Origin of the sequence: Micromonospora sp. BL4, assembly GCF_003667505.1 — a bacterium.
Lineage (GTDB): Bacteria > Actinomycetota > Actinomycetes > Mycobacteriales > Micromonosporaceae > Micromonospora.
Map to the genome: position 1 here is coordinate 30,361 of NZ_RCVJ01000156.1, position 12,740 is coordinate 43,100.

The window sequence follows — 12,740 nt, forward strand, 5'->3', positions numbered from 1 at the left end:
CGCGGTGCCCTTCCCCGGCTGCTGGCCGACAAGAGGGGAGGGGTGATGAGCGACCCTGACGAGGCCCGACGTCGACGGCGACCACGGGTACGCGCGGTGGCGGCAGCCGCCGCGCTGACGCTGGTGGCGCCCATGGCTGCCTGCGGTTCCGGTGACGCTGGTGGCCCACCGACGATCAACCTGTACTACCCGCCGGAGCAGAACCTGCAGAAGGTCGTGGACGACTGCAACGCGCAGGCCCAGGGGCGGTACGAGATCGCCTACCGGGTGCTGCCGCGACAGGCCGACGACCAGCGGGTGCAGATGGTGCGCCGGCTGGCTGCCGAGGACACCGGAATGGATGTGCTCGGCCTGGACGTCACCTGGACCCAGGAGTTCGCCAGCGCCGACTGGATCCGCGAGTGGACCGGCCAGGACAAGGCCGAGGTCGAGCAGGGCACCCTCGCCGGGCCGCTGGACACCGCCCGCTACGAGGACAAGCTCTTCGCGGCGCCGAAGAACACCAACGTCCAGCTGCTCTGGTACCGCAAGGACCTGGTGCCGCAGCCGCCGAAGAGCTGGGATCAGATGATCACCGCCGCCCAGCAGCTCAAGGACCAGGGCAAGCCGTACCAGGTGCTCACCATGGGCGCCCAGTACGAGGGCCTCGTCGTCCTCTACAACACCCTGGCCGAGAGCGCCGGCGGAAAGATCCTCAACGACGACGGCACGCAGGCCGTGATGGACGACGGCACCGTCCGGGCGCTGGAGCAGTTGCAACGCTTCGCCACGTCGGGCGTGACCTCGCCGTCGTTCACCAACGCCACCGAGGACCCGGTCCGGCTGGAGTTCCAGTCCGGTGCGGGCGCCTTCCAGGTGAACTGGCCGTTCGTCTATCCCGCCCTTCAGGAGGCGAACCCCGAGCTGGCGAAGCAGGTCGGCTGGGCCCGGATCCCGGGTGTCGACGAGAACACCCCCAGCAAGGTCACCATCGGTGGCGTGAACCTGGCGGTCAGCTCCTACTCCAGGCACCCGGAGCTGTCCTTCGAGGCGGCCCGGTGCATCCGCGACGCCGAGCACCAGAAGTTCTCCGCCATCAACGACGGCGTCCCGCCCACCATCGAGGCGGTCTACGACGAGCCGGAGATGACCGAGGCGTACCCGATGAAGGACACCATCCTGGAGGAGCTGAAGGAACCGGCGACCCGTCCGCTGACCCCGGCCTACCAGAGCATCTCCACCGTGCTGTCGGCGATCCTGTCGCCGCCGTCGGAGATTCGTCCGCAGCAGACCGCCGACGAGCTGCGCTCGGCCATCGCCGACGCCCTCCAGTCCAAGGGGGTCCTTCCGTGAGCGCGAGGAGTGCGCCGGTCCTGCGAGCCCCGCAGTCGCGAAAGAAGGTGGCACCGTGAGCATCAACGCCACGCCAACAGGTGCGGACACCGCCGTCGAGGAGACCGAACGGCACGCCACCGTCCCCGCCCAGCGCGGCAGCCGCCGCAAGGCGCCGCTGAGCGAGAACAAGAAGGCCGAACGGAAGCTCGGTTGGCTGCTCTGCGCGCCCGCCGCGCTGGTCATGGTCGCGGTGACCGCGTACCCGATCATCTATTCGGTCTGGTTGTCGTTGCAGCGCTTCGACCTGCGCTTCCCCGACGAACGCCAGTTCATCGGGCTGGAGAACTACGTCACCGTGCTCACCAACGAGTTCTGGTGGACCGCGTTCGGGGTGACCATGCTGATCACGGTGGTCACCGTGGCCGTCGAGCTGGTGCTCGGCATGGGCCTGGCGATCATCATGCACCGCACCCTGGTCGGGCGCGGCCTGGTCCGGACCTCGGCGCTCATCCCGTACGGGATCGTCACGGTGGTCGCCGCGTTCTCCTGGCGGTACGCCTGGACGCCCGGCACCGGCTACCTGGCCGACCTGTTCAGCGACGGCGCACCGCTCACCGAGCGGGCCAGCTCCCTGGCGATCATCATGCTCGCAGAGATCTGGAAGACCACCCCGTTCATGGCGTTGCTGCTGATGGCCGGGCTGGCGCTGGTCCCTGAGGACCTGCTCAAGGCCGCCTCCACCGACGGTGCCACCGCGTGGCAGAAGTTCACCAAGGTGATGCTGCCGGTGATGAAGCCGGCGATCCTCGTCGCGCTGCTGTTCCGCACCCTGGACGCGTTCCGCGTCTTCGACAACATCTTCGTGCTGACCGCCGGTGGCAACGAGACGTCGTCGGTGTCGATGCTCGCCTACAACAACCTGATCCGGGGTCTGAACCTCGGCATCGGCTCGACGATGTCGGTGCTGATCTTCATCACCGTGGCGATCATCGCCTTCGTCTTCGTGAAGTTGTTCGGCACCGCTGCTCCCGGCAGCGACGACGGGGAGAGGCGCTGACATGGCAACCGGTACCGAAACCACCACCCGCGCCCGGCTGCGCTGGGGCCTGCTGGACGTTCTCGTGGTCGTCTTCGCGCTGGTCCCCGTCCTGTGGATCGCGTCGCTGTCGTTCAAGACGCCGGCCACCATCACCGACGGGAACTTCATCCCGCAGGAGTGGACGCTGGACAACTACCGGACGATCTTCGACACCGACCAGTTCGTCCGGGCGCTGATCAACTCGATCGGCATCGCCCTGATCGCCACGCTCATCGCGGTGGTGCTCGGCGCGATGGCCGCGTACGCGATCAGCCGGCTGGACTTCCCCGGCAAGGGGCTGCTCGTCGGCGTATCCCTGCTGATCGCGATGTTCCCGCAGGTGTCGCTGGTGTCACCGCTGTTCGAGATCGAGCGGCAGCTCGGCCTCTTCGACACCTGGCCCGGCCTGATCCTGCCGTACATCACCTTCGCGCTGCCGCTGGCGATCTACACGCTGTCGGCGTTCTTCAAGCAGATCCCGTGGGACCTGGAGAAGGCGGCGAAGATGGACGGCGCCACCCAGGGGCAGGCGTTCCGCCGGGTCATCGCCCCGCTGGCCGCGCCCGGGCTGTTCACCACGGCGATCCTGGTCTTCATCTTCTGCTGGAACGACTTCCTGTTCGCCATCTCGCTGACCTCCACCGAGCGGTCCCGCACGGTGCCGGCCGCGCTGTCGTTCTTCACCGGCGCGTCGCAGTTCGAGGACCCCACCGGGGCGATCTGCGCCGCCGCCGTGGTGATCACCGTTCCGATCATCCTGTTCGTCCTCTTCTTCCAGCGCCGCATCGTGTCCGGCCTGACCTCCGGCGCAGTCAAGGGATAGGTGAGTAGTCATGGCTGACATCGTGCTCGACAAGGTGAGCAAGAAGTTCCCGGACGGGACCGTCGCCGTGCAGGACGTCGACCTGGAGATCGCCGACGGCGAGTTCGTGATCCTGGTCGGCCCCTCGGGCTGCGGCAAGTCCACCACCCTCAACATGATCGCCGGTCTGGAGGACATCAGCTCCGGCGAGCTGCGCATCGGCGGCCAGCGGGTCAACGACAAGGCGCCCCGGGACCGGGACATCGCCATGGTGTTCCAGTCGTACGCCCTTTACCCGAACATGACCGTGCGGGAGAACATGGCGTTCCCCCTGCGGCTGGCCAAGCTGGACAAGGAGACCATCAACTCCAAGGTCGACGAGGCGGCGAAGGTCCTGGAGCTGACGTCCCTGCTGGACCGCAAGCCGGCCAACCTGTCCGGCGGGCAGCGGCAGCGGGTGGCGATGGGCCGGGCGATCGTCCGGCAGCCGAAGGCGTTCCTGATGGACGAGCCGTTGTCCAACCTGGACGCCAAGCTGCGGGTGCAGATGCGCACGGTGGTGTCCCGGTTGCAGAAGCAGCTCGGCACCACCACCGTCTACGTCACCCACGACCAGACCGAGGCGATGACCCTCGGCGACCGGGTCGTGATCATGCGCGGCGGCGCGGTGCAGCAGGTCGGTCCGCCGCAGGAGCTGTATGACCACCCGCGCAACCTCTTCGTGGCCGGCTTCATCGGCTCGCCGTCGATGAACTTCCTGCACGCGGCCGTCCAGGACGGCAGCCTGCGGACCGCACTCGGCGACGTGCCACTCGGCGACCGGATCCGCCGTGAGCTGGAGGCGGCCGACGCGCCGCGCGAGCTGATCCTCGGCATCCGTCCCGAGCACTTCGAGGACGCGGAGCTCGTCGACGAGGACACCCGCCGCCGGGGCCTGGAGTTCGAGGCGCCGGTGGAGATCGTCGAGTCGATGGGTTCGGACAAGTACGTGTACTTCACCGTCGAGGGGGAGCGGGCCAGCGCCGCCGAGCTGGAGGAGTTGGCCGCCGACGCCGGCGCGTCCGACTTCAGCGGCGCGGGCAGCAACCTGGTCACCCGGCTGTCGGCCGAGTCGGCGGTGGCCGAGGGGCAGTCGCGCCGGGTCTGGTTCAACCTGGAGAAGATCCACCTGTTCGACCCGACCAACGGCCGCAACCTCACCCTGCACGAGGGCCGCGCGGCCGGCGCGCTCGCCGACTGAGCGGCGTCCATCGTGGTGGGGCCGGCGGGTTCGCCCGCCGGCCCCGTCATGTCCTGCGCCGCGTGCGCGGCCGTGGCAAGGTGGTCGAAGGTCGCGTCGTGAAGCGGGGTACGGATGAACCGACGACTGGCCGCGCTGGCCAACGCGCACGGCGTGTCCACCTGGTACGAGGACTGGCGGCACCGCCGCGTCGAGGTCGCGCCGGAGACCGTCGTCGGCGTGCTCGGGTTGCTCGGCGTCGACGCCACCAGCCCGGCGGCTGTCGCCGACGCGCTCACCGCCGCCCGCGCCGTCGACCGGGCCGCTCTGCCGGCGACCGTGGTGCTCACCCACGGCACCCGTCGGGCGCTGCCCGGCTCGGGCGTGGTGACCCTGGAGGACGGTGGTCGCCGCCCGGTCGACGGCGAGCTTCCGGCGGACCTGCCGCTGGGCTGGCACCGGTTGGCCTGCGCCGACCGGGAGGTGACGCTGGTGGTGGTGCCCCGCCGGCTGCCCGTGCCGCCGCGCGCCTGGGGCTGGATGCTCCAGCTCTACGCGCTCACGTCGGAACGCTCCTGGGGCATGGGCGATCTCGGCGACCTCGCCGAGCTCACCGGCTGGGCCGGTGCCACCGGCGCGGGCCTGGTGCTCCTCAACCCGCTGCACGCGGTCGGGCCGGCGCGCCCGGTGGCCGCATCGCCGTACTCGCCGGCCAGCCGGCGCTTCGTCAACCCGCTCTACCTGCGGGTCAGCGACACCGCCGCGTACCGGGCAGCCGATCCGGCGACCCGGGCGGTGGTCGACGCGCTGCGCCCCGACCGCGGCGACCTGATCGACTACGACGAGGTGTGGACCGCCAAGCGGCACGCGCTGGAGCTGCTGCACCCGTACGCCAACCCGGTGGACCTCGCCGCGGACCCGGCGCTGACCACGTTCGCCACCTGGTGCGCGCTGGCCGAGCGGCACGGCAACGACTGGCGGGCCTGGCCGCCGGAGCTGCACCAGCCGGACGCCCCGGCGGTCGCCGAGCAGCGCCGCCAGCTGGCCGACCGGGTGGCGTTCCACGCCTGGCTGCAACACCTCTGCGACGAGCAGCTCGACGCGGTCACGGCGGCGGCCCGGGCGGCCGGGATGCCGGTCGGGGTGGTGCACGACCTTGCCGTCGGCATCGACCCGGGCGGTGCGGACGGCTGGCAGCTCGCCGACGTGCTGGCCCAGGGGGTCCGGGTCGGCGCCCCGCCGGACGACTTCAACCAGCTCGGCCAGGACTGGGGCCTCGCCGCGTGGCGGCCGGACCGGCTCGCCGACACCGGGTACGCGGCCTACCGGGACATGCTGCGGCGAACCCTGCGGCACGCCGGTGGGCTGCGGGTCGACCATGTCGCGGGGCTGTGGCGACTGTGGTGGGTGCCGCCGGGCGCCGGCGCCGCCGAGGGCACCTACGTCCGCTACGACGCCGAAGCGATGCTGGGCATCCTCGCCCTGGAGGCGCACCGGGCCGCGGCGGTGGTCATCGGCGAGGACCTCGGCACGGTCCAGCCGGCGGTCACCCGGGGGCTGCGCGGGCGCAACATGCTCGGTTCGACCGTGCTGTGGTTCGCCCGGGACGACGACGGCGGCTTCGTCCCGCCGGCGCGCTGGCCACGCAACGCGCTGGCCACCATCTCCACCCATGACCTGCCGACCGCGCCCGGGTTCCTGACCGGTGAGCACGTCCGGGCGCGTGACGAGCTGAAGCTGCTCACCACCGACGTGGCGGAGGAGCGGGCACGCGCCGCCACGGAGCGGGAGCGCCTGCTGGGGATGCTGCGCGCCGAGGCGCTGCTGCCCGACGCGGGCGAGTCGGCCCGGCCGGATGACGACGAGGTGGTGGTCGCGATGCACGCCGCCCTCGCGGGCAGCCCGACCCGGTTGCTCGGCGTCTCCCTCTACGACGTGCTGGGCGAGGTGCGCCAGCCGAACATGCCGGGCACGGTGGACGAGTATCCGAACTGGCGGCTGCCGCTGCCGGCCACCGTGGCGGAGATCCGTTCGGATCCCCGGGTGGCCCGGATCGTCGAGTTGCTCACCGCGGCTCGCCCGCGACCGGCCAGTCGAACCGGGGTGCCAGACCGAGGAACTCCGCGTACCGATCCAGGGACTGCTCCACCCGGGCGCGTTCACCGGCGTTCAGCGGCGTCAGCGGCTGGATCGTCACCGTGACCGCGGCGCGGGCGATGCGCCGCTTCCACAGGCCCACGACCCGGCCGGCCCGCACCACGGTGGCCTGGAAGATGCCGTTGTTGCCGGGCACGACGGCCGCCTGGTGCGCGGGGTCGAGCATCAGGGCCCGGTCCCGGTAGCCGAGCAGGTATTCGTCGAAGCCGGGCAGCACCAGCACGTCGTCGATCGGCGTGCGCGGCGCGTCGGCCAACGCCGCGTCGACGTACATCTCCTCGCCGTCGACCCGCACCACGGTCAGCGTGTCGCCGGCGGCGGCCAACCCGCGCCGCGCGTCGGTCAGGGTGAGGCCGGTCCAGCCGGCGAACTCGCGGGCGGTGACCGGCCCGTGCCCCCGCACGTAGCGGTGGGCGAGCAGGGCCAGCGCCTCCTCCCGATCCAGCCGGCGGGGCCCGGGCGCCCACTCGTCGAGCAGCGCGAAGGTCTGCTCGGTACCGACGTTCGGCGCCAGGCAGGTCACCCCGCGCACGCTGGCGTACCACAGCAGGTGGTATCCGCGCTGGCTGTCGGTGTCCAGACCGGCGGTCCGCAGGGTGGCCAGGCACTGCGCCCGGGTGAGCCGGCCGCCGCCGGCCAGCGCCGTGCCGAGCACGTCCACCGCGCGGTCCGCGTCGGCGTCGGTGAGGCCGAGCTGCGCCCGGCGGGTCGCCGCGCTGGCCAGCGACCGGACGCCGGTCACCTCCAGCATCCAGCGCGCGTCGGCGGGCGGAACGAGATGCACGGTGCCGCGCATGGGCCACGTGCGCAGCGCCTCGCGCCGCTCCAGCGCCGCCTGCACGTCGGCCATGGTCCGCCCGGGCAGCCGCGCGCCGAGCGACCACAGCCCGCTGGCCAGGTCCTGCGCCTGCATCGCGCCGAACCACTCGACCACCTCGGCGACGGTGCCGGGTCGCGTGCTCGGGTGCGGGCGCAGCAGCAGGCTGGTCATCCGCAGCGCGAGCGCGTCGGCGGCGCCGAGGTCGGCAGGCATCGGTGCGGGCTCCTTCCGGTTGCCGGGCCGCCAGCCTAGGACCACCCACCGACGCCGGGGTCGGCGTGACACCCCGCAGCCCGCAGCCGCCCGGTCGCGGTTGGGGGCATAACGGCCGTGGCAGTGGGAAGGCGGCCGGCCGGAAGTGCGCGCGCCGCGCGTGCGGAAGGGAGTGTCATGACTGCCGCAAGCGAACCGGCCCGAGGCGCCGGGTCCCAGACTCACCGGGGGGCCACCGGTGCCAAGACCAGCGCGGCTGCGACCTTCGCCCTGGTCTTCGGGGTGTCCGGTCTGATCAGCGTATTGACCGCGATTCTGGCCTGGCTCGGCCTGGTGCTCGGGATCATCGGGATCATTCTGGGCATCGTCGGGCTGAAGATGGCCGCCCGACCAGGGGTGACCGGCCGGGGCGTGGCGATCGGCGGCCTCGTGCTGAGCATCCTGGCGGTGCTGATCGGCCTGGGCCTGGCCGCGGGCATCACCACCTTCATCAACAATGAGGGCGCGGTGGACCGCCTCCAGCAGCAGGTCGACGACCTGCGCGACAAGCTCGACTGACACCGGTGGCGGGCGCGGCGCCCACCGCGCGTGCGGTGGGCGAGGCGTCCTCCGCGAGCCTGCGGGGTACCTCGGCCCGTCACATCGGGTGACCTGAGGCGCGCTCCCAACCACGGCCCCATTCCCCTTTGCTCTGCTTACCCGGGCGCACCAGTTACTCAGGGTTCGGCCCTGTCGAGCACCTCCGCGACGTCATCCCTGCTCAACGGGGGTGTCGCGTCCGGGTAAGCAGAGCAAAGGACGAGCGTCATGGGTGGGGAGCCGTCCCGGACTTCACGGATTGTGACACCGCCTTCGGTAACAGGATGTGTCCGGCGGCGGGCGCGGCCGGAGATCACAGTAGGGTGGGCGAGTGCTCCGCCAGGTCACCGCGATCCGCTACGTCACCCCGCTCCGCGAGGGTGGCTCGCTGCCCGGCGTGGTCGAAGCCGACGACCTGGGCACGTACGTGGCGAAGTTCCGAGGCGCGGGGCAGGGGCCCAAGGCGCTGGTCGCCGAGGTGATCTGCGGTGAGCTGGCCCGCCGGCTGGAGCTGCGGGTGCCGCCGCTGGTGGTGCTCGACATCGACCCGGTGATAGGGCGGGCCGAGCCCGACCAGGAGGTGCAGGAGCTGCTGCGCAACAGCGGCGGGGCCAACCTCGGCATGGACTTCCTGCCGGGTGCGTTGGGCTTCGACCCGGTCGCGCACCCCGTCGACCCGATGCTGGCCTCCCGGGTGCTGTGGTTCGACGCTTACGTGGAGAACGTGGACCGGAGCTGGCGCAACCCGAACCTGCTGGTCTGGCACCGGGAGCTGTGGCTCATCGACCACGGTGCCTGCCTGTACTTCCACCACAACTGGCCGCGCGCCGCCGCTGCCGTGCACCGGGCGTACCGGGCCGAGGACCACGTGCTGGCGCCGTACGCCTCCCGACTGGCCGAGGCCGACGCCGAGCTGGCACCGCAGGTCACCCCGGAGCTGCTCACCGAGGTGCTGGCGCTGGTGCCCGAGGAGTGGCTGACCGCCGCCGACTTCGACTCGGCCGACGCGGCGCGGGAGGCGTACCTCGCGCACCTGTCCGCCCGGGTCGCCCGCCGCGCCGACTGGCTGCCGCAGGTGAGCGCGACATGAGGCAGCCATTCGAGTACGCCGTCATCCGGCTGGTGCCCCGCATCGAGCGCGGCGAGCAGATCAACGTCGGGGTGCTGCTCTACTGCCAGCAGCGCGACTTCCTGGCCGCGCGGACACACCTGGACACCGACCGGGTCCGCGCGCTGGCGCCCGACCTCGACCTGCCGGCGGTGGCCGCGGTGCTGGAATCCTGGGACCGGACCTGCGCCGGTGACGGACCGGCGACCCGGATGCGGCTCGGCGAGCGGTTCCACTGGCTGGCCGCGCCGCGCAGCACGATGATCCAGACCGGGCCAGTGCACACCGGGCTCACCGCCGACCCGGCGGCGGAACTGGAGCGACTGATGGCGGCCCTGGTCCGCTGAACGGGGCGTGACCGGCAGCGACCCCTGACCGCGCTACGCCAGCCCCGTTGCCGGCGGAGCGCGATCCCCCGTTCAGGCGCCCGGCGCGGGGCGGCGGATGGGCTTCCCGTCGGCGCCGGTGACATCAGGATCGCGGTCCGTGGCGGCCGGGGGACCGCGACGTTCGTGAACTTGCGCAGAATTTGAGCCGGGCGGTCGGCCCGTTGGCGGCAGCCGGCGCGCGCCGGCTGCCGTTTGGCGAGGCAGGCACGGGGTAGTCGCGGGCGCTGACTCAGACGAGAAGGGGAACATCTGATGGCTGCCCAGACGAAGGTAGCGGTGATCTACTACAGCGCCACCGGCACCACGTACCAGTTGGCGCAGGCCGTGTGCGAGGCCGCCGGGGACGCCGGCGCCGAGGTCCGTCTGCGCAAGGTGCGCGAGCTGGCGCCGGACGAGGCGATCCGCTCCAACTCCGGTTGGCACGCGCACCAACTGGAGACCCAGGACGTGCCCGAGGCAATGGTCGACGACCTGGCCTGGGCCGACGTGGCGATCTTCGGCGCGCCCACCCGGTACGGCATGATCGCCGCCCAGCTGAAGCAGTTCATCGACACCACCGGCCCGCTCTGGGGCCAGGGCGCGCTGGTGAACAAGGTCTACTCGGGCTTCACCTCGACGGGGACCGCGCACGGCGGGCACGAGACGACCCTGACCTCGCTCTTCAACGTCTTCTACCACTGGGGCGGGATCGTGGTCACCCCCGGCTACACCGACACCAGCCAGTTCATCGCGGGTAACCCCTACGGCGCCTCGCACACCAGCAACAACGGCGAGATCGCCCCGGACGACGTGGCGCTCACCGCCGCCGCGCTCACCGCTCGGCGGGCGGTGCAGATCGGCGCCGCGGTGAAGAAGGGCATGGCCGGCTGACCCAAGCCGGGGACCGGCTGATCGTGGCGGAGACCAGCTGACCGCGGCGGGGACCGGCGGCGCGGGCGGGGGCTCTCGGCCCGTCCGCGCCGCCGGTCGACTCAGCCGTACCCCTCTGGTGGGGTGACTATGCCCGCCCGCCGGCCGCGGACAGCTCGTCCGGGTGCGGCGCCGGCAGCAGGTCGCCCAACAGCTCGGTCAGCACGGCGACCCCGTCCGGGCTGAGCACCGACTCCGGATGGAACTGCACCCCGGCGAAGCGACGTCCGCGCAGGGCGTGCACGGCGCCGTCGTGCACGTCCCGGGCCAGCTCCACCGGCCCGTACGCGGTCTCCAGCCGGTCCGCTGCCGCGCGAGCGGTGAACGTGGAGTAGAAACCCACCCGGCGGGCTCGCCCGAACAGCGGCACCTCGCGTTGCAGACCCTGGTAGGGCAGCTCCCGACGGTGCAGCGGCAGCCCCAGCAGCCCGGCCAGCACCTGATGGCCGAGGCACACCGCGAGGGTCGGCCGGCCGCTCGCCAGCAGCCCGGTCAGCAGCCCCCGCAGCGCCACGATCTTCGGCTCGTCCGGGCTGCCCGGGTCGCCCGGTCCGGGCCCGGCCACCACCAGGTCGTAGGCGTCGACCGGGCCTTCGGCGTGCCACGGCCGCAGCGTGACCGCCAGACCCAACGCGCCCAGCTGGTGGGCCAGCATCCCGGTGAAGGTGTCCTCGGCGTCCACGATCAGCGCCCGGCGGCCGACCAGCCCGGGCAGCCCCGGCGCGTCCGGCGCGCGCTGATCCAGCCAGAACCGCGCCAGCGGGGCGTTGCGCGCGGCCAGCGCGTCGCGTACCGCCGGGTCGTCGGCCAGGCGCGCGACCGGCCCGCTGCCGCCACCGGGCGCCGCCGGGCCGAGACCGAGCGCGGCCAGCACCCCGGCGGCCTTGGCGTGCGTCTCAGCCACCTCGCCGGCCGCCGTCGAGTGCCGGACCAGGGTGGCGCCCACCGGCACCCGCAGCCGGCCGGTGGGGGAGATCTCGGCGGTACGGATCAGGATCGGCGCGTCCAGCGTCTGCCGACCGGCCTCGTCGTGACCGAGCAGGGCCAGCACACCCGCGTAGTACCCCCGGCCGACACGCTCGTGCCGCGCGATCACCCGGCAGGCGTTCTCCATCGGGCTCCCCGTGACGGTCGGAGCGAACATGGTCTCCCGCAGCACCTCCCGCACGTCCCGGGTGCCCCGACCGGCAAGCAGGTACTCGGTGTGCGCCAGGTGCGACATCTCCTTGAGGTACGGGCCGATCACCTGGCCGCCGTGCTCCGCGACGGTGGCCATCATCTTCAGCTCCTCGTCGAGCACCATGTACAGCTCCTCGACCTCCTTGGGGTCGGCGAGGAAGCGCAGCAGCGCCTCCCGGTCCGGCGTGCCCGCGACGGGCCGGAAGGTGCCGCTGATCGGGTTCATCATCACGAGCCCGTCGTCGACGCTGACGTGCCGCTCCGGGCTGGCACCGACCAGGGTCCGGGTGCCGGTGTGCACCACGAACGTCCAGTACGCGCCGCGCTCGGCGACCAGCAGCCGACGCAGCGCCGCCAGGGCGGCCACCAGCGGCGGACCCTGCACGGTGGCGTTCAGGGTGCGGTGGATGACGAAGTTGGCGCCCTCGCCGCGCCCGATCTCCTCCGCCAGCACCCGCTGCACCGTCCGCGCGTACTCCTCGTCGGTGACGTCGAACGCGGCGTCGACGGCGCGTACCGGCTCGTCGGGCAGGGCGGCCAGCGCGTCGGCCAGGGCGATCCGGTGCTGCTCGCGGACCTGGAGGCACTCCAGCGGGGCGCCGTCGTCGACGCAGGCGAAGCCGCGCTCGGTGATCTGCCGGTACGGCACGACGGCCAGCGTCCGCGCCCCCGGCGGACCCGGCGGCAGCGGGATGTCCGCCAGCCGGTCCACGGCGTCCATCGGGCCGGTGAACAGCTCCAGATCGTCGGCGCCGTCGCGGCGCAGCAGCGCGAAGGGACCGGGGTCGACGCCGCGGGCGACGGCGGCGAGCAGGTCGGTCAGGTGGGTCATCGGATTCTCCGTCGGGCCGGGCGCCGCCGGTGGGGCGGCCATCGGAGCCGGGAGATCCGGCGGCCGCCTCGAGGCGGCCGCGTGGATGGAGCTACGCGCGGTGGATGGCCGCCGGGTTGGCGGGCCACCAGCAGGTCAGGT

At 72.4% G+C, this 12,740-nt stretch carries 10 protein-coding genes and 1 pseudogene; 9 read left to right on the top strand and 2 right to left on the bottom strand.

Annotated elements, in window-relative coordinates:
* Nucleotides 1–45: 45 nt before the first annotated feature.
* From EAD89_RS21000 to malQ, 5 genes and pseudogenes are all read left to right on the top strand, one after another.
* On the top strand, nucleotides 46–1,332 hold the full coding sequence (locus EAD89_RS21000) for an ABC transporter substrate-binding protein (RefSeq protein ID WP_121676925.1): 1,287 nt from the start codon (nucleotides 46–48) through the stop codon (nucleotides 1,330–1,332).
* Nucleotides 1,333–1,387: 55 nt separating this feature from the next.
* Complete coding sequence (locus EAD89_RS21005; RefSeq protein ID WP_121655606.1) at nucleotides 1,388–2,371, top strand: carbohydrate ABC transporter permease; 984 nt, start codon at nucleotides 1,388–1,390, stop codon at nucleotides 2,369–2,371.
* A 1-nt stretch (nucleotide 2,372) separates the two neighbouring features.
* On the top strand, nucleotides 2,373–3,215 hold the full coding sequence (locus tag EAD89_RS21010) for a carbohydrate ABC transporter permease (RefSeq protein WP_121676926.1): 843 nt from the start codon (nucleotides 2,373–2,375) through the stop codon (nucleotides 3,213–3,215).
* Between the two features lie 10 nt (nucleotides 3,216–3,225).
* Nucleotides 3,226–4,434: an ABC transporter ATP-binding protein gene (locus EAD89_RS21015; protein ID WP_121655604.1), complete on the top strand. Its 1,209-nt coding sequence runs from the start codon at nucleotides 3,226–3,228 to the stop codon at nucleotides 4,432–4,434.
* A gap of 114 nt (nucleotides 4,435–4,548) precedes the next feature.
* Nucleotides 4,549–6,468 (top strand): annotated as a pseudogene (malQ, locus tag EAD89_RS21020) (4-alpha-glucanotransferase); the annotation flags it as partial.
* 10 nt (nucleotides 6,469–6,478) lie between these two features.
* On the opposite strand, the gene EAD89_RS21025 reads toward malQ, so the two are convergent.
* Nucleotides 6,479–7,603, bottom strand: a complete 1,125-nt coding sequence (locus tag EAD89_RS21025; protein ID WP_121676927.1) for a winged helix DNA-binding domain-containing protein — start codon at nucleotides 7,601–7,603, stop codon at nucleotides 6,479–6,481.
* Between the two features lie 177 nt (nucleotides 7,604–7,780).
* Between EAD89_RS21025 and EAD89_RS21030 the strand changes: the two genes are divergently transcribed.
* The 4 genes from EAD89_RS21030 to wrbA all read left to right on the top strand — a co-directional run bounded on the left by EAD89_RS21030 (nucleotide 7,781) and on the right by wrbA (nucleotide 10,549).
* On the top strand, nucleotides 7,781–8,161 hold the full coding sequence (locus EAD89_RS21030; RefSeq protein ID WP_121655602.1) for a hypothetical protein: 381 nt from the start codon (nucleotides 7,781–7,783) through the stop codon (nucleotides 8,159–8,161).
* A 352-nt stretch (nucleotides 8,162–8,513) separates the two neighbouring features.
* Nucleotides 8,514–9,272, top strand: a complete 759-nt coding sequence (locus EAD89_RS21035; protein ID WP_121676928.1) for a HipA family kinase — start codon at nucleotides 8,514–8,516, stop codon at nucleotides 9,270–9,272.
* Nucleotides 9,269–9,637 carry a DUF3037 domain-containing protein gene (locus EAD89_RS21040; RefSeq protein ID WP_121655600.1) on the top strand — a complete coding sequence of 123 codons (369 nt, stop codon included), beginning with the start codon at nucleotides 9,269–9,271 and terminating at the stop codon, nucleotides 9,635–9,637. The genes EAD89_RS21035 and EAD89_RS21040 overlap by 4 nt, the downstream gene beginning before the upstream one ends.
* Before the next feature lie 294 nt (nucleotides 9,638–9,931).
* Complete coding sequence (wrbA, locus tag EAD89_RS21045; protein ID WP_121676929.1) at nucleotides 9,932–10,549, top strand: NAD(P)H:quinone oxidoreductase; 618 nt, start codon at nucleotides 9,932–9,934, stop codon at nucleotides 10,547–10,549.
* Between the two features lie 127 nt (nucleotides 10,550–10,676).
* Here wrbA and EAD89_RS21050 read toward each other — a convergent pair whose 3' ends face one another.
* Nucleotides 10,677–12,599, bottom strand: coding sequence for an anthranilate synthase family protein (locus tag EAD89_RS21050; protein ID WP_121676930.1), 1,923 nt, complete (start codon nucleotides 12,597–12,599; stop codon nucleotides 10,677–10,679).
* Nucleotides 12,600–12,740: the final 141 nt, after the last annotated feature.